This window comes from Sphingomonas sp. Sphisp66 (assembly GCF_047324325.1).
GTDB lineage: Bacteria > Pseudomonadota > Alphaproteobacteria > Sphingomonadales > Sphingomonadaceae > Sphingomonas.
In genome coordinates this window covers 3,151,929-3,173,920 of record NZ_CP168508.1, presented here as the reverse complement: position 1 = coordinate 3,173,920, position 21,992 = coordinate 3,151,929, and the positions used below count along the sequence as shown (strand labels likewise).

The 21,992-nt window shown below is 67.7% G+C and carries 14 protein-coding genes; 8 read left to right on the top strand and 6 right to left on the bottom strand.

Annotated elements, in window-relative coordinates; genetic code table 11:
• The first annotated feature begins 21 nt into the window (after positions 1–21).
• From ACEN8G_RS14580 to ACEN8G_RS14560, 5 genes are all read left to right on the top strand, one after another.
• On the top strand, positions 22–717 hold the full coding sequence (locus ACEN8G_RS14580) for a carbonic anhydrase (RefSeq protein WP_413414620.1): 696 nt from the start codon (positions 22–24) through the stop codon (positions 715–717).
• Positions 714–2,225, top strand: a complete 1,512-nt coding sequence (locus ACEN8G_RS14575) for a SulP family inorganic anion transporter (RefSeq protein WP_413414621.1) — start codon at positions 714–716, stop codon at positions 2,223–2,225. Before ACEN8G_RS14580 ends, ACEN8G_RS14575 begins: the two co-directional genes overlap by 4 nt.
• 162 nt (positions 2,226–2,387) lie before the next feature.
• Positions 2,388–3,203, top strand: coding sequence for a TorF family putative porin (locus ACEN8G_RS14570; RefSeq protein ID WP_413740601.1), 816 nt, complete (start codon positions 2,388–2,390; stop codon positions 3,201–3,203).
• A 137-nt stretch (positions 3,204–3,340) separates the two neighbouring features.
• Positions 3,341–4,879 carry a tryptophan halogenase family protein gene (locus ACEN8G_RS14565; RefSeq protein ID WP_413418974.1) on the top strand — a complete coding sequence of 513 codons (1,539 nt, stop codon included), beginning with the start codon at positions 3,341–3,343 and terminating at the stop codon, positions 4,877–4,879.
• Positions 4,876–5,544, top strand: coding sequence for a DUF6445 family protein (locus ACEN8G_RS14560; RefSeq protein WP_413418976.1), 669 nt, complete (start codon positions 4,876–4,878; stop codon positions 5,542–5,544). Before ACEN8G_RS14565 ends, ACEN8G_RS14560 begins: the two co-directional genes overlap by 4 nt.
• A gap of 50 nt (positions 5,545–5,594) precedes the next feature.
• On the opposite strand, the gene ACEN8G_RS14555 is transcribed toward ACEN8G_RS14560, so the two are convergent.
• Together ACEN8G_RS14555 and ACEN8G_RS14550 are read right to left on the bottom strand one after the other, a co-directional pair.
• Positions 5,595–7,670: a hypothetical protein gene (locus ACEN8G_RS14555; protein ID WP_413418978.1), complete on the bottom strand. Its 2,076-nt coding sequence runs from the start codon at positions 7,668–7,670 to the stop codon at positions 5,595–5,597.
• Positions 7,671–7,893: 223 nt separating this feature from the next.
• On the bottom strand, positions 7,894–10,440 hold the full coding sequence (locus tag ACEN8G_RS14550; protein WP_413418839.1) for a TonB-dependent receptor: 2,547 nt from the start codon (positions 10,438–10,440) through the stop codon (positions 7,894–7,896).
• Positions 10,441–10,685: 245 nt separating this feature from the next.
• Here ACEN8G_RS14550 and ACEN8G_RS14545 point away from each other — a divergent pair, with 245 nt between their 5' ends.
• A complete protein-coding gene (locus ACEN8G_RS14545; RefSeq protein WP_413418837.1) occupies positions 10,686–11,906 on the top strand; it encodes an MFS transporter in 1,221 nt (406 codons plus the stop codon).
• Positions 11,907–12,038: 132 nt separating this feature from the next.
• Here the strand turns inward: ACEN8G_RS14545 and pgmB are convergent, their stop codons facing one another.
• The 4 genes from pgmB to ACEN8G_RS14525 all read right to left on the bottom strand — a co-directional run bounded on the left by pgmB (position 12,039) and on the right by ACEN8G_RS14525 (position 17,380).
• The gene (gene pgmB, locus ACEN8G_RS14540; RefSeq protein WP_413418835.1) at positions 12,039–12,680 is read right to left on the bottom strand and encodes a beta-phosphoglucomutase; all 642 of its coding nucleotides are present in this window, start codon (positions 12,678–12,680) and stop codon (positions 12,039–12,041) included.
• Positions 12,677–14,899, bottom strand: a complete 2,223-nt coding sequence (locus ACEN8G_RS14535) for a glycoside hydrolase family 65 protein (RefSeq protein ID WP_413740600.1) — start codon at positions 14,897–14,899, stop codon at positions 12,677–12,679. The genes pgmB and ACEN8G_RS14535 overlap by 4 nt, the downstream gene beginning before the upstream one ends.
• A 202-nt stretch (positions 14,900–15,101) precedes the next feature.
• Positions 15,102–16,136 (bottom strand): LacI family DNA-binding transcriptional regulator, encoded by a 1,035-nt coding sequence (locus ACEN8G_RS14530; RefSeq protein ID WP_413419418.1) that lies wholly within the window; start codon positions 16,134–16,136, stop codon positions 15,102–15,104.
• A gap of 221 nt (positions 16,137–16,357) precedes the next feature.
• Positions 16,358–17,380 carry a LacI family DNA-binding transcriptional regulator gene (locus ACEN8G_RS14525; RefSeq protein WP_413418924.1) on the bottom strand — a complete coding sequence of 341 codons (1,023 nt, stop codon included), beginning with the start codon at positions 17,378–17,380 and terminating at the stop codon, positions 16,358–16,360.
• Positions 17,381–17,602: 222 nt separating this feature from the next.
• On the opposite strand from ACEN8G_RS14525, the gene ACEN8G_RS14520 reads away from it, so the two are divergent.
• Both ACEN8G_RS14520 and ACEN8G_RS14515 read left to right on the top strand, forming a co-directional pair.
• Positions 17,603–20,401: a TonB-dependent receptor gene (locus tag ACEN8G_RS14520; protein WP_413418926.1), complete on the top strand. Its 2,799-nt coding sequence runs from the start codon at positions 17,603–17,605 to the stop codon at positions 20,399–20,401.
• 60 nt (positions 20,402–20,461) lie between these two features.
• Positions 20,462–21,964: a tryptophan halogenase family protein gene (locus tag ACEN8G_RS14515; RefSeq protein WP_413418922.1), complete on the top strand. Its 1,503-nt coding sequence runs from the start codon at positions 20,462–20,464 to the stop codon at positions 21,962–21,964.
• Positions 21,965–21,992: the final 28 nt, after the last annotated feature.

The window sequence follows — 21,992 nt, the reverse complement described above, 5'->3', positions numbered from 1 at the left end:
GAGTAAAAAGGAGTTGCAACCGTGAACGAGTTGATTGGCCGGGTCTTCAGCTTCGAGAAGACCGTCTTCCCGAACCAGAGCGACCTCTACGGCAAGCTCGCTACCCAGGGGCAGAGCCCCAAGGCGCTGATGATCTCCTGCGCCGATTCGCGCGTCGTGCCCGAGCACATCATGCAGGCACAGCCCGGCGACCTGTTCGTCTGCCGCAACGCCGGCAACATCGTGCCCCCCTTCGCGCAGAAGATCGGCGGCGTATCGGCGACGGTCGAATATGCCGTGATGGCGCTCGGCGTGCGCGACATCATCGTCTGCGGGCATTCGGACTGCGGCGCGATGAAGGCGGTCGCCCATCCCGAGATGGTCGCCGCCATGCCGAACGTCGCCGTGTGGCTGAACCATTCGGATGCCGCGCAGAAGGTCGTCGCCGACGCCTATCCGGGCCTCGACGAGAACGCCCGCGTCCGCGCGATCAGCCTTGAGAACGTCGTGGCGCAGCTCGCCCATCTCCGCACCCACCCCTCGGTCGCCTCGGGGATCGCGCGCGGCGAGATCGCGCTGCACGGCTGGTTCGTCGACATCCATGCCGGCCAGATCCTGGCGCTGGATGGCGAGACGAACCGCTTCGTCGTCGTCCGTGACGATACGCCGCTCCCCGTCGCGGTGAAGTCGGCCCAGCGCCGCGCTGCCGATTTCGAGCTGGTGGAAGCCGCCGAATGAGCACGTCCGCGCTCCCCAAGGGGTGGGTGGTCCGTGACTTCACGGCCTCCATCGTGGTCTTCCTCGTCGCGATGCCGCTCTGCATGGGCATCGCCGTCGCCTCGGGCATGCCGCCCGAAAAGGGCCTGCTGACCGGCATCATCGGTGGTGTCGTCGTCGGCCTGATCGCCGGCTCGCCGCTCCAGGTGAGCGGCCCGGCGGCAGGCCTCGCCGTGATCGTCTTCGAGCTGGTGCGCGAGCATGGCCTCGCCGCGCTCGGCGCGATCCTCGTGCTCGCCGGCGCCCTCCAGGTGCTGGCCGGCGTGGTCAAGGTCGGCGGCTGGTTCCGCGCGATCTCGCCCGCGGTAGTGCACGGCATGCTCGCGGGCATCGGCGCGCTGATCGTGGTCGGCCAGTTCCATACGTTGTTCGACGCCAAGCCGCTCTCCAGCGGCCTTGGGAACCTCGCGGCGCTGCCGGGCCGGCTGTTCGGCCTCGAGCCGACCAACATCGCAGGCACCGAGCTGGCGCTGGCGCTCGGCGTGCTGACGATCGTGCTGATGATCGGCTGGGACAAGCTCAAGCCCACTGCGCTCAAGTTGATCCCGGGCGCGCTGGTCGGCGTGGTCGGCGCGACCCTGGTCGCCTTCGGCTTCGGGCTCGACGTGGTCCGCGTCGCGGTGCCGGATTCGCTCGCCTCGGCGGTGACGCTGCCGGGCAACGACTTCCTGGGCTCGTTCCTCAGCCCGACGATCATCATTGCCGCGGTTGCGGTGGCGTTCATCGCCAGCGCCGAGACCTTGCTCTCGGCCGCCGCGGTCGACCGCATGCATGACGGCGTGCGCACCGACTACAACAAGGAACTGCGCGCGCAGGGCGTGGGCAATCTGCTCTGCGGCATCGCCGGCGCGCTGCCGATGACCGGCGTGATCGTCCGCAGCTCGGCCAACGTCCAGGCGGGTGCGATCACCCGCATGTCGGCGGTGCTGCACGGCGCCTGGCTGCTCGGCTTCGCCGCGCTGCTGCCCTGGCTGCTGCGCGAGATCCCGATGGCGGCACTGGGTGGGGTACTGGTCGTCACTGGCTGGAAGCTCGTCAGCGTGAGTCATGTTCGCCATCTTTTCCACCATTACGGCCTGCTGCCGGCGGCGATCTGGGCGGTGACCTTCGTGCTGGTGATCGCGACCGACCTGCTGACCGGCGTGCTGGTCGGCCTGGCGCTCTCGGTGCTGGAACTGCTGCCGCACTTCCGCCGCCTGCGCCTCAAGGTCGATGCCGAGCATGGCGAGGACGCGCACCGTATCAACCTCGACGGCGCGGCGACCTTCGTCACGCTGCCGAAGCTGAACAGCGCGCTCGACGCGGTGCCCGGCGACAAGCCGGTCCATCTCGACTTCGAGAAGGTGCCGGCGATCGACCACACCAGCGCCGAAACCCTCCGCGACTGGGTGCAGCGCCGCCGGGCACGGGGCCTCAAGGTGGAGCTGAGCGGGAACCCCGATCAGCTTCGCAAGCTCCAGCCGGCCTGACGTCCAGCAACACTTCCTTACGAAGGAGCAACCCGCCGGCCTGACTGGGCCGGCATGTTGAAGGTCGGAAAGCAGCGTCCCCCGTCCACTCCATCCCGGATGAGAGGGCCGCACTTTCCGACCGCAGGCGGGAACATTCTCAAGTTGAAGGGGAATGCCCGCATGAAACAGTACCTGATCGCGGCCGTGCTTTGCTGCACGGCCGCTCCGGCTTTCGCTCAGGAAGAAGCACCGCCCAAGCCGGTAACCGTTTCCGGAAACATCGCTCTCGTATCCGACTATCGCTTCCGCGGCGTCTCGCAGAGCGACAAGGGCATCGCCGTCCAAGGCGGAATCACCGTCAGCCATGAAAGCGGCCTCTATGGCGGCGTCTGGGCCTCCAACCTTGCCGGCTGGGGCACGTTCGGCGGCTCCAACACCGAGCTGGACCTGATCGCCGGCTACAAGAGGGAACTGACCGACGGCCTGACGGTCGATGTCGGCCTGACCTGGTACATGTACCCCTCGGGCGCGGACAAGACCGACTTCGCCGAGCCCTATGTGAAGCTCAGCAGCTCGCTCGGCCCGGTCTCGGTGCTCGCCGGCGTCGCCTATGCGCCCTCGCAGGAGGCGTTGGGTAACTGGAGCAACACGCCTGAGAGCAAGGCCGGCGACAAGGAGGACAATCTCTATCTCTGGGCCGACATCAGCAGCGGCATCCCGAAGACCCCGATCACGCTCAAGGCGCATCTGGGCTATTCGGAAGGCAATCCGGGCCTTGGCCCGAACGGCACCAGCGTCGCGCCCACCGGCAGGTATCTCGACTGGCTGATCGGCGCCGACGCCGCCGTCGGCCCGCTGACGCTCGGCATCGCCTATGTCGACACCGACATCAGCGCGGCCGATTCCGCCTATATCCAGCCGAACTTCTCGCGGGTGAAGGACGGCAAGTCGATTGCGGACGGCGCGGTGGTATTCTCGGTCAGCGCGGCTTTCTGAGGCAGGCGCAGACCTGCAGGAGGGGGTGATTTCACCGGAGCGGCTGGTCCGCTCCGGTGATCCCCTCGCGGAAGAAATGCATTTCAAGGATCGGCGCGGCGCGCTAATCCCGGGCTTCGAACCAAGCGAGAAGCCCGATGCCTGCACCCAGCGACGCGATTTCCTCCAAGGCAGGCGGCACACGGCGCGTCCGCTCCGTCGTCGTCCTGGGCGGCGGCACGGCAGGCTGGATGACCGCCACTGCGCTGGCCAGCCAGTTCGGGCGGACGCTGGACATCACGCTGCTCGAATCCGAGGAGATCGGCATCGTCGGCGTCGGCGAGGCGACGATCCCGACGATCCACTGGTTCAACCAGCTGATCGGCCTCGACGAAGGCGCCTTCCTCCGCGAGACCAAGGCGAGCTTCAAGCTGGGCATCGAGTTCGTCGATTGGGTTCGCCCGGGCTATCGCTATTTCCATCCGTTCGGCACGTTCGGCGTGCCCTTTCCGGGCGTCGCCTTCCATCATCGCTGGATCAAGGCGCGGGCCGAGGGGCTCGACCTGCCGCTCTCCGCCTTCTCGCTCGCCGAAGAACTGGCGAAGCAGGGCCGCTTCGCCATGCCGACGGGCGATGCCCGCTCGATCCTCTCGACGCTCGGCTATGCCTATCATTTCGACGCCAGCCTCTATGCCCGCCACCTGCGCCGGCTGGCCGAGGCGGCGGGCGTTACCCGCGTCGAGGGCAAGCTGCAGGATGTCGAGCGCGACGCCGCGACCGGCAACGTCACTGCGCTTACCACCCAGCGCGGCGACCGGCTGGAAGGCGACCTGTTCATCGACTGCTCGGGCTTCCGCGCGCTGTTGATCGACGGGGCGATGCAGAGTGGCTTCGAGGACTGGTCGCACTGGCTGCCTTGCGACCGCGCGGTGGCGGTGCCCTGCGAGAGGGTAGAGCATACCACGCCCTTCACCCGCTCCACCGCGCGCCCGGCGGGCTGGCAGTGGCGCATCCCCCTCCAGCACCGGATCGGCAACGGCCATGTCTTCTCCAGCCGCTTCATGAGCGAGGACGAGGCGACCGGCATCCTCATGGCCAATCTCGACGACGAGGCGCTGGCCGAGCCGCGCACGTTGCGCTTCAAGGCAGGCACGCGGCGCAAGGCGTGGGTGGGCAATGTCGTGGCGCTTGGCCTGTCCTCGGGCTTCCTCGAGCCGCTGGAATCGACTTCGATCCACCTGATCCAGAGTGGCATCGCCAAGCTGCTGACCCTGTTCCCGGACCGTGACATGGACCCCGCGCTGGCCGATCGGTACAACGCGCTCCTCAATGCCGACATGGACAACATCAAGGACTTCCTGATCCTGCATTATCACGCCAATCCCGGCCGGACGGAGCCGTTCTGGGTCGAGCGGCGCGAGATGGCACTGCCCGAGAGCCTGATGGCGCGCGAGGACCAGTATCGCCGATCGGGCCGGCTGATGCTGGGCAGCGAGGAGCTGTTCCGTGACGCGAGCTGGCTGGCGGTGCTCAATGGGCAGGAGATCGTGGCGGAGGACTACAACCCGCTCGCCGATGTGCTCGACGGCGCGGCCAGTGCCGCCCAACTCCGCCAGCTTGCCGAAGTGATCCAGCGCGCCGCGCCGACCCTGCCGCTGCACGACGCGGCATTGGCGGTGGCGATGGGGCAGGGGTGATCAAGCCCGACATCGTCGCGCGGCGGATCGGGGCGGAAGGCCAGCCGATCGCGATCGTCGACGGTTTCCATCCCGATCCGGATTCGCTGCGGGCAGCCGCGCTGGCGGCGGCGTTCGAGCCAGGGCGTCACCATTATCCGGGCATTCGTGCTGCTCTCCCCGCGGACTATTTCGCCAAGGTACGCCCGGCGCTGGCGCCGGTGCTGCGCGAGGTGCTGGGCGCGGCGAACCGAGTCGAGCTGCTCGACGCCAGCTTCTCGATCGTGACGACACCGCCGGCCGAGCTGGCCATTGAACAGCGCCTGCCGCATGTCGATGCGGTGCAGCCGGGGCGGATCGCCCTGGTCCATTATCTCTCGGAAGGCGACGGCACCGCCTTTTTCCGCCACCGCGCGACGGGCTTCGAGACAATCGATGCAGTGCGCTCGGCTGGCTATCTGGCGGCGCTGAATGCCGAGCTGCAGGCCGATCCGCCGGCGGCGGCCTATCCGTTCGGGGATACGGCACTGTTCGAGCGGATCGCCGGTGTCGAAGCGCGCTATAATCGCGCGGTGATCTATCGCAGCGCGCTGCTCCACAGCGGCGCGATATCGCCCGGGGCTGTGCTGGATAGCGATCCGGCGACCGGGCGGCTGACCGTGACGGCGTTTCTGTCGGCCAGCTGAAAAATTGCCCGCCATCCCGGGGAGGAATGGCGGGCGAGTGGGGTGTTGGGTTAGCGCTTACGCTTCGCCGGTGCCCCCTTTGGTGGCTGGACCGCGAGATAGACGGTGCTCCACAGCTGCGCGGCGTTGGACTCGTCGACGTCGGCCTTGCCGGCGCCGAAGGCGACGACCTTGTAGCGGCCATTCTCGAAGGCCCAGGACCAGAGCTCGGAGCTCTGCGTCGCCCGGGTCGCCTGGATGGCGCGCCACAGCTTCGCCTGCGCGTCCTTCAGCACCGCGCGGGTGGCGGGGGGCAGGTCGGTGCGGGCGAGCTGGCGCTCCAGGCCGGCGGCGAACAGGGCCTGTTGCCACGACCAGACCACCGCGCCGTGATAGGCGGCCGGGGTGAAGCGGTCCTGGACCTCGGTGCCGGCCAGCGCAGGATTGGCCACCAGCAGCCCGATATCGGTCATTAGCCCGGCCGGGAAGGGCCGCGCCAGCGCGCCGACATAGGCTTGGAGATCGGCCGGATCGGGATGGCCGAACAGCAGGCTAAACCCTTCATCCGAATTGATAATCGGTACCGGCTTGCCGTGATCGTCGAGTGCGATCGCATGGTAGCGCAGCGCCTGGCCCTTGAGCGCGGCAAGGGCCGGGGCGGCGGGGACGCCGACACGGGCGGCATAGGCGCGGACCTGGGCCGCGGCCTCGGGGCCGGGGGTCTCGACGGCGAACAGGCCGGGGGCCTTGCTGCGCCAGGTGGCGGCCATGGCGTGGGCACGCTCCAGCGCGGCACGGTCATCCGGGGTCAGGAAGCGGTCGAGCAGGCCGGCGCGGAGCAGCTTGTCGGCGGCCTCGAGCGCGGCGGGGACAAAAACCGCATTCACATCATAGGGATAGCGACCACGGCCAAGCCCTTCCTCGCTGTCGCGCCACTCGCCGGTGAGGCGGCCCTTGTGGATCGCGACGAGGTTGCTCCAGCGCGGATCCTCGGCGAACGGCCTCACTTGATCGATAACGTAGCGAAGGTTGCGCACCAGGAGCGTTCCGGCCGCCTCGGCTTCAGCCGGATTCGCTTCGCTGCGGATCCTTTTTGCCAGGAAAGTTTGCGCGTCCGCACGCGTGGCCGAACCGAGCAGATAATCGGCGGAGACGGGGCCGAGCATGTAATCGTCGTCGATCATACCATAATCGAGCGTCGCAGCGGCACCGCCCGGCTGCTTGTGCTGGGCATGGTCGATCAGCGCGAATTCGGAGAGCCCCTCCTCATGCGCGACTTCGCCATCGCGGTCGAGCCGGGCGAGCACCGCACCCAGGCCTGCTTCCACCGCAGCGCCCTTGAGCGCAGGCATCAGCAGGCGAACCGACATCAGCGTGTCGCGACCGAAATAGGTGTCGAAGCGCCACGAGCCGGCCAGGAACTTCTCGCGGTAGCTGAGGAAAGCGAGCGCGTTGCGCGCCGCCGGATCGGCGGCTGCTTTGCTATTGAGCAGCTCGGCCTTGCTGAGGCCGGTCAGCGGCGTGTCGCCGGTCGCTGCAACGATCCGCACCTGGATGCGTCCATTCGCGCCAGCGACGATCGCGCCATTGTCGATCCGGCCGCTCAGCACCTGGATCTCCAGGCTATAGCCCGGCGCGCCGTCTACCCGGTCGCGGGCGTAGAGGATGCGGTTGCCTTCGATGCGGACCGGGGCCGCCACTTCGGCCGGGAAGCGGCCGACCGACTGATGGTCGCGCAGGAAGCGGACATTGGAGAGCACGGCCTGTTTTGGTGTTAGCCGAGGCGCGTCGATCGTCGCGATGCTCTCGATGCCGTGGAGCGGGCGCCCCTTGCCGTCGGCGAAATTCACCGGGCGCGGCGCCTGGTCGAGCCGCCAGGTGGCGGGCCGTTCGAGAGGCTGGAACCACAGGCCGACGCCGCTGTTGCCGGCGGGGAAGGCGACGAGGATGCGCGGATCGCTGCCGTTGCGCAGCAGCAGATGCGCCGCGACCTTGCCCTCGCGCACGAACGCGTTGAGATTCTGCCCCTCGGTCAGGCTGTAGGCCAGCTCCGGCGCCCTGGTGGCGCGCTTCTGCGCCAGCGCTGCCGTGCTCGTGCCCGCGAGCAGCAGCCCGCCCACCAGCAGCAACCGCATCGAACCTCGCATCCGTCTCTCCTCTAGTCTTGGGCGAACCTATGTCCTCCCTCTCCCCATCGGGGAGAGGGCCGGGGAGAGGGGGCAGTCGCCGACTACCGCTTCTGCCCCTCTCCCTTCCGCCGACTTCGTCGGCTCCCTCCCTCTCCCCTGAGGGGAGAGGGACTGATTGATATGGAAAGGCGCGGCCAACCTTTCAGCTGCCGCGCCCTCCCTTTGCGACCCTTGCGGGGTATCAGAACTTGAACGTCACCGAGCCGCCATAGGTAGCGCCGACGATGCCGCGGGCATAGAAATAGCCGTCGGTGATCGCCTGCGTCTGGCCCTGGCGGGGATTACCCTCGGTCAGGCCGATGACGTTGAAGATGTTGTCCGCGTTCACGCTCACCTGCAGCTGCTTGCTGAGGTTGAACGAGGCACCCACGCTGGTCACGCCATAGCTGGGCAGCGCCACGCCGTTGCCGGCATCGGCGTAGATCTTGCCGATATATTTGTAGCGGCCATAGATCTCGCCGAGACCGTTCGGCAGCTTGTAGCTCGGCGTGATGGTGAACAGCCGCGCCGGGGTGCGCTCGGGGCGGTTGCCCTCGAAGCCGGCCTGGTTGGCGCCGTTGATCGCCAGGTTGACGAGCTTGGGATCCTGGAACACGCCCTGGAAGTCGATGCTGAAGGCATTGACCGGACGGAGGTTCAGGTTGAGCTCGACGCCGTTGGTGCGCAGGTCGGCATTGATGTTGCTCTGCACCGACGGGTTCACGGGATCGGCGAAATTGTAGTTCTGGTTGCGGAAGTTGGTGCGGAACACCGTTGCCGAAGCCGAGAGCAGGCGACCCATCTGGTAACGCAGGCCGGCTTCGTACAGCTCGATCCCAGTGATGGGATCGACATTGTTCATCTGGAAGCCGTTGGCGTAGCGCGCATAGATCGAGAAGTTCGGCGTGATCAGGTAGTTCGCGCCGACGGTGTAGGCCACCGCCTTCTTGTTCGCCTTGCGCACCGTGTAGGTGCCGTCCCAGGTCGAGCCGACCGTGGTGAGCACGCCGCCGGTGCCCGGCTGGACCGGCTGGTTCACCGCGGCCTGGTTGCCGTCCCACGCCGTCGCGCTGTCATGCTCCCAGCGCACGCCGGCGTCGACGTGCAGGTCGCCGATCGAGAATTCGTCGTTCACATAGAGCGACAGGCTCGAATCCTGGCGGCTGCGGATACCCGCACCCCAGTCGCCGTACGAGACCAGGCCGTTGTCCGACAGGGTGCCGATCACCTGGTTCGAGCCGTTGAGCGCGACGATGTCATAGACGTCGCTGTTGGTGCGCACGTCGTTGACCACGCTGGCGGTGGCCGACTGGTCCTGGTCGCGCTTGGTCTTGTAGTACATCACGCCCGCGGTGAGCGAGTTCTTGAAGCTGCCGCTCTCGAAGTTCCAGCGGCCGCCGACGTTGAAGCCCAGGTCATGGGCGTCGATGGCGTCGTGGTTGAGCGTGGTGCGCTGCAGGAAGCCGTTGCCGTTCAGCGCGTTGAGCAGCGCGGTCTGGTCCGCGCCGATCACCTGGCCGGTGCGCAGGTTCTTGATGCCGTAGCGCACGGTGGTCGGGAAGGCGGCCTGGCCGAGCGTCAGCAGGTCGTTGATCGGCGAAACGGCCGGCACCCCGTTGGGCGTGTAGGTCAGATAGTTCACCGCGCTGGTCAGGCCGGCATTGCCGGTACCCGAGCCCGGGAACAGGCCGTTGAAGTCGTAGCTATAGTCGAGATAGCGGCCATGGCCGAACAGCGTGACCGAGTCCGACACGGGCTTCTCGAAGTCGAGGCGGGCCTGCCAGGTCTTCGAGACGATGCCGTCGTCATAGTTGAATTCGCGGAAGCCGCTCGAATGCGCGAAGGTCGAAACCGGCACGGCGATGTTCGAGAAGCTGCGGCCGCCGACATTGCCGAACTGCGTGTCGAGGCTGGGAACGCTGCCCGGCTCGCCGTCGGTGAACTTGTACGGCTGGTCGGCATAATAGGCGTTCTTCAGGTTGCCGCCCTTGCCCGACAGGCGGATGTAACCGCCGTCGTCGAACTTGTACTCGAGCGCGCCCTTCAACCGCCAGCCGGTATAGTCGTTGGTGTTCTTGCGAACGCCCGGGCTCGACTGGAAATAGCCGCCGATGCTGAAGGCGAGCTTGTCGGTGATCGGCTGCGAATAATAGCCGTCGGCGCGCTTCAGGCCGTAGTTATAGCCGGTGAAGCGGACTGCGCCCTCGGCCTGCTCGTGGTTCACGGCCTTCGAGATGAAGTTGATCGTCGCACCCGCGCCGTTGACGGTGAGCACGCCCGACGAGCCGCCCTTGACCGCTTCGAGGCGATCGATGGTCAGGTCCTGGTCGAAGAAGAAGTCGGCGCCGCCGCCGCCATAGAGGATCGGCATGCCGTCCTCTTCGAGCTGGACGAAGCGCTGGCCGCCGCCCTGCAGGCCGCGGACCGAATAGTTGTTCGAGACCGCACCGGCGGTCGCCTCGACGAAGATGCCCGGGACCATCTCGAGCAGGTCGGCGGTCGAGCGCGGGGCCTTCTGGTCGATCAGCTCGCGATTGGCGAGCGTGATGTCGGCCGAGGCGGTGATCAGCGGGCGGTTCGGCGTGGTCTGGCCGGTGACGACGATCTGGCCTTCATCGGCGGCAGCATCGTCCTGCGCGGCCGGTGCGGGCGTTTCGGCGGCCGTGGTCTGCGCCTGGGCGGCGAACGGCAGCAGCGCGGCGCTGGCCAGAAGCGCGGCGCGAACGCCAGCGCGAGCGGAAAGCAACATATATCCTCCCCAACCGAGTTATGCCGGACTGTCCGGCGGGTTGATCCCGCTCGACTAGTCGCGACGGGGGCATAATGAAATCGTTTTCTGCAACTGTCACGAAAATTCTGTGGGGGCTGGTGCCAGGGCGCAACACTGCCTGATTCCGCGGTTTTCAGCGGGCCTTGCCATGTGTATCCGTTGAAAAGGATTGCATCAGCGGGTCGGCTTCGCCGGCGACGCATGAAAAGGCAGAGAGGATCCCTATGAAGCGCGCAGCCTGGGCGGTGCCCGCCCTGATCACCAGCTACGCCCTGCTCGGGCTGCTGATGAACAGCGTCGGCACGGTGATCCTCCAGTCGATCGCCCATTACGGCGTCACCAAGACGCATGCCGCGACGCTGGAGGCCTGCAAGGACCTCTCGGTCGTCCTCGCTTCCTTCCTGTTCGCGACCAATTTGCCGCGCTTCGGCTTCCGGCGCGCGCAGATCGGGGTGATGCTCGCGGTGGCGGCGGGCGCGCTTGCCATCTCCTTCGCCAACAGCTTCGTCGCGATGCAGGGTTTCTTCGTGCTGGTCGGCCTGTGCTTCGGCGTCGCCAAGGTGGCGACCTACAGCTCGATCGGCCTGGTCCGCCCCGATCCGGCGCGCCATGCCAGCCTGACCTCGCTGATCGAGGGCGTGTTCATGGTCGGCATCCTGGCCGGCATCTGGCTGTTCGGCTGGTTCATCGGCGAGGATGCGACGGGCCATGACTGGCTGGGCGTCTACCGCGTCGTCGCGGTGCTTGCACTGGCCACGGCCGTGCTCTGGTGGTTCGCCGATCTCGACGAGGGTGCGGCAAAGGCCGTCGAAGGTCGGCCGAGTGCCGGCTATCGCGACGCGCTGGCGCTGCTCGTGCTGCCCTCGACCATCGCCTTCCTCACCGCGATCTTCCTCTATGTGCTGATCGAGCAGGGCGTCGGCACCTGGCTGCCGACCTTCAACAACCAGGTGCTGCATCTGCCGGGCGCGATGAGCGTGCAGGCATCGAGCATCTTCATCGCGGCGCTGGCGGTGGGCCGGCTGAGCGCCAGTGGGCTGGTTGCCCGGCTCGGCTGGCTCAGGCTGCTGCTCGGCTGCCTGGCGCTGATCGCGGTGCTGGTGCTGCTCACCCTGCCGACCACCCGGGGGCTGCAGCCGCGCGCCGAGATGGGCTGGTTCGACGCGCCGATCGCCGCGTACATCTTCCCGCTGATCGGGGTGTTCATGGCGCCGATCTACCCGATCGTATCCTCGGTGGTGCTGAGCGCGCTGCCTCGCGAGCGCCATGCCTCGATGGTCGGGCTGATGGTGATCTTCTCGGCGCTGGGCGGCACGATCGGATCGTTCATCACCGGCTTCACCTTCGACCGCTTCTCGGGCCAGACGGCGTTCTATCTCGTGCTGGTGCCGCTGGTGCTGATCGCGGCGGCGCTGGTGCGGCTGGAGCGGCTGACGCGGGGGTGAGTCCCGTTCCCCTCCCTGGAAGGGAGGGGCTAGGGGTGGGTGGAGGCTTGGCGATACTGTAGCCGATGTTCCCAGTCTCACCGTATCGCGTGCAAGGACCCACCCCCAACCCCTCCCTTCCAGGGAGGGGAGCTAGAAGGGGTAGTTGCGTAGATCGAAATCCGCGATCGCCGGGATGATCCAGTCGGCATCGGGCAGCGCGGCGCGGTCGCCGACGCCGAGCGCCTTCATCCCGGCCGCATGGATCGCCTGCACGCCCGCAGGGGCATCCTCGACCCCCAGCATCGCCGACGGATCGACGTTCAGCGCCTTGGCGGCGGCGAGGAAGATGTCCGGCGCGGGCTTGCCGGCGGCGAGGCTGGCCGGGTCGATGATCGTGTCGAACAGCTCGGCCACCTGCATCCGCGCGATCAGCAGCGGGGCGTTGCGGCTGGCCGAGGCAAGCGCGATGCCCAGCCCGGCGGCGCGGCACTGCTCGAGCGCCTCGCGGGCGCCGGGGAACAGGTCGCGGGGGCCGAAATGGGCGATTTCCTCGAGATACCAGTCGTTCTTCAGCGTCGCGAGACGGATGCGCTCGGCATCGTCATAGCCGGGGCGGTCGCCGAGGATCAGCGCGAGGCTGCCCATCCGGTCGACGCCCTTCAGCGCCTCGTTTGCTGCCTCGTCGAACGGGATCGCGAGGCTGTCGGCGAGCTGCTTCCAGGCGCGGTAATGGGCGCGGGCGGTGTCGGTCAGCACCCCGTCGAGGTCGAAGGCGACGCCCCTGAAACTCATGCGGCCAGCGCTCCGGTCCAGCTTGCGCCGGGGGCGAGGCGGATCTCGCTGTCGTGGTGGCCGATCACGATGTCGGGCCCGGAGACGGCGCGATAGGTGACCTGGTCGCCCGCCACTTCGACGCGCACCAAAGTGCCGCGCCAGCTGAGGCCGAAGGCGTAGCCTTGCCAGTCGGCAGGGCGGGTCGGGCGGAAGCGGAGCTGCGGGCCATGAGGACGGAAACCCGCGAACCCCCAGACCAGTGCCAGCCAGGAGCCGGCGAGCGCCGCCATATGGACGCCGTGGCCGGTATTGCCGTGGCGGTCGTCGATGTCGACCAGGCTGGTCTCGGCGAAGAACTTCAGCGCCTGCGCCTCGTGCCCGACCTCGTTCGCCAGGATCGCGAAGGTCGAGGCGGAGAGGGTGGAATCGTGCGTGGTGATCGGCTCGTAATGGTCGAACACCCGGCGCTTGCGCTCCGGCGAGACCTCCTCGCCGCCCAGCACCATGGCAAGGACGATGTCGGCCTGCTTCGACACCTGGTGCCGGTAGAGCGTCATCGGGTGATAGTGGAGCAGCAGCGGGAATTCGCTGGCGGGCGTGCCGGCGACGTCCCAGCGCGGCTTGTCGAGGAAGCTGGCATCCTGCGCGTCGAGGTCGCGGGCGGCGTCGAAGGGCAGGTGCAGGGCGTCGGCGGTGCGGGCGAACTCGGCGAGCTCCGCCGGGGCGAGTTCCATTTCGGCAGCGAGCCAGCCCCAGGCCTCGGGGTCGATCCCGGCGACGCGCTCGGCGGCCGAGACGGCGAGGCGGAGATGCTTCTGCGCCATCCGGTTGGTGTACCAATTGTCGTCGACCAGCGCGGTATATTCGTCCGGGCCGGTGACGCCGCGCAGGTGGAACTGCCCGTCGGCCCAGTCGCCCAGCGCCAGCCAGATCCGCGCGGTCTCGACCAGCATGCGCGCACCATGCTCGACCAGGAAGCCCTCGTCGCCGGTGGCGTCGACATAGGCGCCGATCGCGAAGGCGATGGCCGAATTGATGTGGTACTGCGCCGAGCCGCTCGGATAATGGGCCGAGCATTCGCGGCCCTCGATCGTGCGCCAGGCGTAGAGCGCGCCCTGTTTGTGGTCGAGCGCGCGGGCATTGGCGAAGGCGGCGTCGAGCGTGCCGGCGCGGTAGACCAGCATCGCGCGGGCGATGTCGGGTGCCAGCACCGAGAGCACCGGCAGCATGAACGCCTCGGTGTCCCAGAAATAATGGCCCTCATAGCCTTCGCCGGTCAGCCCCTTGGCCGCGGCGCTCGATCGGCCGTCGCGGCCGGCCGAGGCGAAGAGGTGGAAGAGGTTGGCGCGCAGCGTCGCGGCGAGGCGCGGCTCGCCGGCGATGGTCAGGTCGGCAGCGGCCCAGAAGCGGTCGAGCAGGGTGCGCTGGGCGGTGGCGGCGGCATCGAAGCCTTCGGAGAGCGCGGTGCCGGCAAGGGCGCCGGCGTCGGCGGCCAGCGTCTCCGAAGCGTCGTGGCCCGCGGCATAGCCGGTCGCGACGAGCAGCCAGCCGTCTTCCTCGCGGGTGCGCTGGACGGCGGCGACGCCGATGCCGCTGCCCGGCAGGCGCTCGACGACCTGCGCGTCGCTTGCCTGCTCGGTGGCGAAGCCGCGCGAGGCGAGGTTCACGCCGATGCGCGGGTCGTCGGACTGGGTGGCGCCGCTCGGGGCGGGGGCGAGGCGGGGGTGGAGGGTGATGCTGCCCTCGCCGTCGAGTTCGGCCTGGAAGCGGCGGAGCAGCAGGGTGCTGCCGTCGAGCGGCACGATGCGCTCGCTGCGGATGCGGAGCAGGCGGCCGTCGGGGAAGGACCAGCGCGTCTCGCGGCGGAGCATCCCGGCGCGCAGGTCGAGCGTGCGGCGGGTGGCCGAGCGGAGCTGCGTGAAATCGATTGCTTCGCCGTCGAGGCGGACTTCCAGCCCCAAAGCCTCGGCCACCGGCACGCGCGAGTCGGAGCGGGTGGCGAAGCCCTTGAGCTTCTCGTGGTAATGGATCTCCGCCTGCTCATAGGTATGGGCGAGGAAGGTGCTGGCCTGGGCCCGCTCCTCGATCGCCCCGCGCACACCCAGCGCGCCGTTGGAGAGGGCGAGAATCGTCGCGGCCCAGCCTTCGCGCGCGGGGTCGTCGCCGATCACATCGAGCGACCAGCCATCCTCCGCGAAGAGCACCCCATCGTCCGCGCCGTTCAATAGTCGAGCCAACACCCGCTCCCCAAACTCATGGAAAGTTGCGTTACAGGCTCTTTGATATCGTTTTCAAGAACAAAGGCATCGACCCATCCCGTCATCCCGGCGAAAGCCGGGATCTCAGGCGGAGCCGCGGGGAAGGGGCCGCACGAGATCCCGACTTTCGTCGGGATGACGGGGAGGGACGGGATGGCGGCTTGGGGCGGGCGGATGCGCCTCAGGTATCCCGGACGACGATCTCGGTCGGCAGGGTAGTCGAGCGGGCGCGGCCGCCGTCGACCTGCTGCATCAGCTTCTCGACGAGCAGCGCGCCGGCGACGTCGGTCTTCTGGTTGATCGTGGTGATCGCCGGGCTGAAATGCGCGGCCGGCGGGATGTTGTTGTAGCCGACCAGCGCATAGTCGCGCGGGGCGGTGAGGCCGCGCTCCTTGAACGCGCCGGTCACCGCCATCGCCGCGGTGTCGGAGAAGGCGAAGACCGCATCCGGGAGTCGCCCGGCCGCGAGATAGGCGGTCACCGTGTCGGCAGTGGCGTGGAAGGCCATCGAGGCGATCGGCAGGAAGTCGACCGTGACGTCGTCCTGCTCTTTCGCCGCCGCGCACAGCCCCTCGTAGCGCAGGCGGAGCTCCTCGTGGCGGATGTCGCCGACGAACAGCCAGTGCTTGCGCTGCTTTGCCAGGAAGTGCCGCCCGGCCAGCTCGCCGCCGAGGAAATTGTCGCTGCCGATCGCACAATAGCCGGCGTCCGGGGCGACCGCACCCCACACCACGAGCGGTACATCAGCACGGCCCAGCTCGCGCAGCATCGCGTCGCGTGTGCCCTGGCCGAGCACGATGAATCCGTCCGCCCCGCGCGCCTGGTAGAAGTCGCGGAAGGCGCGGACGTCCTCCAGGCCGGGCGGAGACAGCAGCAGGTCCTGGTTGCGGATCGACAGCGCCTCGGACACGCCGGCGAGCAGCTCGAAGATGAACGGATCGCCGATCGCGCCATGCCGGTGCGAGCCGAAATCGAGCATCACCGCCACGGTATTGGTCCGCGTGTGGCGCAGCTTGGCGGCGTTGCGGTTGACCGCATAGCCATGCGCCTGCGCCACCGCCATCACCCGCTCGCGCGTCTCCTCGGTCACCAGCGGGCTGCCGTTCAGCACGCGCGACACGGTCGGCGTCGAGACCTGCGCCAGACGCGCGATGTCCTGCATGGTGAGCCGGGCACCGGGCTTGGGCGAGCGTTCCTTGGCGGTCTTCTTCGTCATCGGCTGCTTTATGGTCAGACAAGGGGGGCGCAGTAAACCGCAAGAGGCCCATGCGGCTCGCCTTTCTCACTCCCCTCCCTGAAAGGGAGGGGCCGGGGGTGGGTTGCGAGCGTAGCGAGCCCAACGAGCCGTTGGCCGAAAACAGAAAAGGCCGGGCATCGAGCCCGACCTTTTCTAACCCACCCCTAGCCCCTCCCTTGCAGGGAGGGGAACAGAGGCGCCTAGCTCGTCCTGCGCACAACCAACTTCGGCGGCAGCAGCTGGATCTCCGACGAATGGTTGCCGATCTCGCCGATCAGCGTGTCGACCAGCATCTCGCCCGCCGCGTTATAGTCCTGGGCGACGGTGGTGAGCGGCGGGTGGGTCAGGCTGGCGGCCGGGATGTCGTCGAAGCCGACCACCGAGACGTCGCCCGGCACCGACTTGCCCGCTTCCTGCAGCGCCCGCAGCGCGCCGATCGCGATCAGGTCCGATGCGGCGAAGATCGCGTCGAACGGCACGCCGCCCAACAGCAGCTCCTGCGCCGCGACATAGCCCGATTCCTCGATCGACAGCGCGCCGATCTGCAACCGCGGATCGGGCTCGATCCCGGCGGCGAGCTGGGTGTCGCAAAAGCCGTGATAGCGGTCGCGGAACTCGGGATAATGGCTGGTCGCGTCGCCGATGAACGCCAGCCGCCGCCGGCCGCGCTCGAGCAGATGCTCCGCCGCCAGCCGCCCGCCCAGCATGTTGTCACAGCCGATCGTGGTGCCGAGCCCGTTGAGCTCGACCGATCCCCAGCGGACGAAATGCGTGCCCTGGCGCACCAGATCCTGCAGCCGGGCGCGGTACAGCTCGTAATCGCCATAGCCGAGCAGGATCAGCCCGTCGGCCTTGCGCGCGTCCTCATAATCCTTGTGCCAGTTGGACGAGAGCTGCTGGAACGAGGTGAGCAGGTCGTAGCCGCGCTTGGCGCAGGTGCGCAGGATCGATCCGAGCATGGCGAGGAAGAAGGGGTTGATCGCGGTGCCGTCGGGCAGCGGATCCTCGAAGAACAGCAGGGCGAGCGTGCTGCTCTGCCCGCGCCGCAGCGACGATGCGTTCTTGTCGACCTTGTAGCCCAGCTGCGCGGCGATCGCTTCGATCCGCTTGCGCGTGCCTTCGTTGACGGTGGGGTCGCCGCGCAGGGCACGGCTCACCGTCGGCTGCGAGACTCCCGCCAGTGCCGCGATGTCGAACGATGTCGGCTTGTCCGGCGAGGCCATGCCGTTTCCGTCTCCCGTGCCGCGCAATGTCTGCGCGTTCCCCTGAACTACCCTGCCTGTCCCCAAATCGGAAGTCGCTGCTGAATACGTATGCGCTTGCCTTCCCTTGTCCGCCGCATGCGCCGAATTGGGGGAGGCTTAGAAAAACCGTCGCCAGTGAAGGCGATGCGGATATTGGGGAGGTTGAAGATGGCTTTGTCCAATCACGCAGCGATTCTGCGTATGCTTTCGATGGGTGCCAGCACCCGCACGCTCGGCGCCGCGCTGCTGATGCTGGGCGCGACCCCGGCTTTCGCGCAGGACGCCAATCCGGCGCCGGCCCCGGCCGACCAGCCGGCGGGCGACGAAGCCCAGCTGGTCGTCACCGGCATCCGCGCCTCGCTGGCCTCGTCGGCGAACATCAAGCGCAACAACGTCACCATCGTCGACTCGGTCTCCTCGGAAGACATCGGCAAGCTGCCCGACGTCTCGATCGCCGACTCGCTGGCCCGCATCCCGGGCGTCACCGCGCAGCGCCTCGAAGGGCGCGACCAGCGCCTGTCGATCCGCGGCCTGGGCCCCGACTTCTCGACCACGCTGCTCAACGGCCGCGAGCAGGTCACCGTCGGCGACAATCGGGGCGTCGAATATGACCAGTATCCGTCCGAGTTCTTCAAGAACGTCAATGTCTACAAGTCGGCCGACGCCTCGCTGATCGCCGCGGGCATCGCCGGCACCGTCGACCTGCGCATGCTGCGCCCGCTCGACCAGAAGAAGAACACCTTCGTCGTCTCCGCCCGCGGCCAGATGAACGAGACCGACAAGCTCAACCCGGACGGCACCCGCTTCGGCTATAAGGCTTCCGCTACGTACGTCGGCAAGTTCGCCAACGACACGCTGGGCATCGCCATTGGCCTGTCGGCGCAGAACACGCCCACCCAGATCGAGCGCTATGCCGCCTGGGGCTTCCCGAACGATCCGGCGGTCGGCGGCAACCTGCTGCTCGGCGGCGCCAAGCCCTATGTCCAGTCGAACCTGCTGAAGCGCTATGGCGGCGTCGCGACGATCGAATGGGCGCCGAGCGACAATTTCCACTCGACCTTCGACGCGCTCTATTCGAACTTCAAGGAAACCCAGCACCTGCGCGGCATCGAGTTCGGCATCGCGCCGACCTGGGGCTCGAGCGGCGTGATCGCGCCGGGCTATACCGTGCAGAACGGGCTGGTCACCGATGCGACGATCAGCAACCTGGTCAACGTCCAGCGCAACGACCTGAACGAGCGCAAGGCCGAGAACATCTCGCTCGGCTGGAACAACGACTTCAAGCTGAGCGACACGATCCACTTCAACGTGGACGCCAGCTGGAGCCGCGCCACCCGCACCGACTTCCTGCTCGAGACCTATTCGGGCACCGGCTACAATTCGTCCGGCGTCAAGGACACGGTGAAGATCCACCAGAACAGCGACGGCACCTTCAACATCGTGCCGACGCTCGACTATTCGAACACCAGCATCATCAGCCTGACCGATCCGCGCGGCTGGGGCTATAACGGCACCACCGCGGTGGTGCAGGCCGGCTTCCTCAACCGGCCCGACTTCACCGACGACCTCAAGTCGCTGCGCGCCAGCTTCAAGGGCGAGATCAGTGGCAGCGTGCTGAGCGCCTGGGAAGTCGGCGGCAATTTCAGCCGGCGCGAGAAGCAGAGCAAGTACACCAGCTATTTCCTCTGCCCCAAGGGCGGCGGCACGGGCTGCACCGTCGCCAGCGGCACGCCGACCAGCTTCGCGGTGCCCAACGACGTGCTGCTCGGCGAGAAGGTGAGCCTCGACTATCTGGGCGTTCCCCAGATGCTGACCGTCGATCCGATGAAGGTCTACGGCCTGCTCAACTCGGTGTTCGACAACCGTCCGGACTCGCTGGTCCGCGACAATACCGTCACCGAGGACGTGCTGACCGGCTATGCCAAGCTGACCATCGACGGCACGGTGGGCGGCAAGGCGCTGCGCGGCTCGCTCGGCCTGCAGGTGGTCCACACCAAGCAGGGCGGTGACGGCCAGATCGCCGCGCTGAACGGCGGCGTGGTGACGATCTCTCCGGTGAACAGCTCGGAGAGCTACACCAACTTCCTGCCCTCGGCCTCGTTCAGCCTCGAGCTCCAGCCGAACTTCTTCATCAAGCTGGGCGCCGCCCAGACGATGGTGCGCCCGCGTCTCGACCAGGAGCGCGTGACCCAGGCGGTGTCGATCGACATCTCGAAGATCGGCCAGGGCAGCCTGCCGCAGAACAGCCCGTTCAGCTCGAACGGCGGCAATGCGCGGCTGCGTCCCTATCAGTCGACCAATATCGACATCTCGTTCGAGAAGTATCTCGGCAACAGCGGCGGCTATCTGGCGCTGACCGGCTTCTTCAAGCACCTGACCGACTTCGTCGATCCGAACAACTCGGTGCTGTACGACTTCTCGGCGCTGCTCCCGGCGCTCACCCCGGCGCAGCAGGCGATCGTCCGCGGCCAGAACGCGCAGTTCGGCCTGGTCAGCTCGCCGGCGAACACCGGCCGGGGCGACATCCTGGGCGTGGAAGCCACGGCCTCGCTGCCCTTCACCGTGTTCAGCAGCGCGCTCGACGGCTTCGGCGTCTTCGCCAGCGGCACCTATGTCGACAGCAAGATCCGCTACGCCAACAACGTGAACCCGATCACGCTGCCCGGCCAGTCCAAGTGGGTTGCCACCGGTACGGCCTATTTCGAGAAGAACGGCTTCCAGGCGCGTGCCACCTATCGCTGGCGTGACAGCTTCCTGGCGGAACTGGCGGGTCTCTCGGCCAACCCGGAATATCGCCAGGGCCGTGCGGAAGGCGTGCTCGACGCGCAGATCGGCTATGAGTTCAAGAGCGGTCCTCTGGCCGGCCTCTCGATCCTCGCCCAGGCGAAGAACATCACCGATCAGCCCTTCGTCACCACCGAGGCGACCGATCCTCGCCTGGTGCGCGAATATCAGCGCTACGGCCGCGACTATTATCTCGGCCTGACCTACAAGTTCTGATCCCCCCGAGCTGTGGCCCGGCTTCCCGGCCGGGCCACCTGTTTTTTAGAGGGCGCCGACGTGCAGACTGAGCAGCCGATCCGGATCGTGATCGCCGGCGGCGGCACCGCGGGCTGGATGGCCGCGGCGGCCTTCGCGCGCTTCCTGGGCAAGAGCCACCGCATCACCCTGGTCGAATCCGAGGAGATCGGCACGGTCGGGGTGGGCGAGGCGACGATCCCCCAGCTCCGCCTGTTCAACGCTGGGCTCGGCATCGACGAGAACCGGTTCATGGCCGCCACCCAGGCGAGCTTCAAGCTGGCGATCGAGTTCGTCGGCTGGACGAAGGGCGGGCGCTACATGCATGCGTTCGGCGATGTCGGGCGCGAGAACGGCCTGCTCGCCTTCCAGCACAGCTGGCTGCGCGGGAAGGCGGAAGGCGTGGCCAAGCCGCTCGCTGCCTATTCGCTGAACAACCAGGCGGCGCTGGCCAACCGGATGCAGCGCGGCCCGGCGCGGACGGCGAAGCTGCTGCCCGAAATGCCCTATGCCTTTCACTTCGACGCCGGGCTCTATGCGCGCTTCCTGCGGGGGCTTGCCGAGAGTGGCGGCGTGGAGCGGATCGAGGGGCGGATCGTCTCGGTCGATCGCGACGGCGAGAGCGGGGACGTCACTGCGCTGAAGCTCGACGGCGAGCGGGAGGTGGCGGGCGACCTGTTCATCGACTGCACGGGCTTCCGCGCGCTGCTGCTCGGCGAGACGCTGGGCGCCGGGTTCGAGGCGTGGAGCGACCTGCTCCCCTGCGACCGTGCGATGGCGGTGCCGTCCGAGCGCGCCCGCGACTTCACCCCCTATACCCGCGCCACCGCGCACGGCGCCGGCTGGCAGTGGCGCATCCCGCTCCAGCACCGCACCGGCAACGGCATCGTCTATTCCAGCGCGCATCTGTCGGACGACGAGGCGGCGGCGCGGCTGCTCGCCGGGCTGGACGAGAAGCCGCTGGGCGATCCGCGACCGCTGCGCTTCACCGCGGGCAAGCGGACGGGCTTCTGGAAGCACAATGTCATCGCGCTGGGGCTCGCCAGCGGGTTCCTCGAGCCGCTGGAATCGACCAGCATCCACATGATCCAGTCGGGCATCGAGCGGATCCTCAAGCTGCTGCCTGGCCGGCATGTCTCGCAGGTCCAGCGCGACGAATATGATCGCCAGGCGCATCTCGAATATGACCGCATCCGCGACTTCCTGGTGCTGCATTACTGGGCGAACGACCGCGACGAGCCCTTCTGGGCCGAGCGGCGCACGGCAGCGCTGCCGGAGAGCCTGAAGCACAAGATCGCGCTGTGGCGCGCCTCGGGCGGGATCGTCCGTGGCGAGGCGGACCTGTTCAGCGAAGTTGCCTGGTTCCAGGTGCTGGCGGGGCAGGGGATTACGGCGGAGGGGTATCACCCGCTGGCCGATGCGCCTTCGCATGAAGAGATGGCGGAATATCTCGAGCTGATCGAGCTGCTTGGCGCCCGCGAAGTCGCGCAGATGCAGGATCACGCGGCGTTCATCGCCCAGCATTGCGCGGGGGCGGCGGCATGAAAACCCCATCGACTTCCCCCAAATTCCC

Bases quoted from the DNA above. Each gene is read 5' to 3' on its own strand.
- ACEN8G_RS14520 (WP_413418926.1), top strand. From the start codon at position 17,603: ATGCTTTCGATGGGTGCCAGCACCCGCACGCTCGGCGCCGCGCTGCTG.
- ACEN8G_RS14545 (WP_413418837.1), top strand. From the start codon at position 10,686: ATGAAGCGCGCAGCCTGGGCGGTGCCCGCCCTGATCACCAGCTACGCC.
- ACEN8G_RS14570 (WP_413740601.1), top strand. From the start codon at position 2,388: ATGAAACAGTACCTGATCGCGGCCGTGCTTTGCTGCACGGCCGCTCCG.
- ACEN8G_RS14530 (WP_413419418.1), bottom strand. From the start codon at position 16,136: ATGACGAAGAAGACCGCCAAGGAACGCTCGCCCAAGCCCGGTGCCCGG.
- ACEN8G_RS14550 (WP_413418839.1), bottom strand. From the start codon at position 10,440: ATGTTGCTTTCCGCTCGCGCTGGCGTTCGCGCCGCGCTTCTGGCCAGC.
- pgmB (WP_413418835.1), bottom strand. From the start codon at position 12,680: ATGAGTTTCAGGGGCGTCGCCTTCGACCTCGACGGGGTGCTGACCGAC.
- ACEN8G_RS14555 (WP_413418978.1), bottom strand. From the start codon at position 7,670: ATGCGAGGTTCGATGCGGTTGCTGCTGGTGGGCGGGCTGCTGCTCGCG.
- ACEN8G_RS14565 (WP_413418974.1), top strand. From the start codon at position 3,341: ATGCCTGCACCCAGCGACGCGATTTCCTCCAAGGCAGGCGGCACACGG.
- ACEN8G_RS14575 (WP_413414621.1), top strand. From the start codon at position 714: ATGAGCACGTCCGCGCTCCCCAAGGGGTGGGTGGTCCGTGACTTCACG.
- ACEN8G_RS14525 (WP_413418924.1), bottom strand. From the start codon at position 17,380: ATGGCCTCGCCGGACAAGCCGACATCGTTCGACATCGCGGCACTGGCG.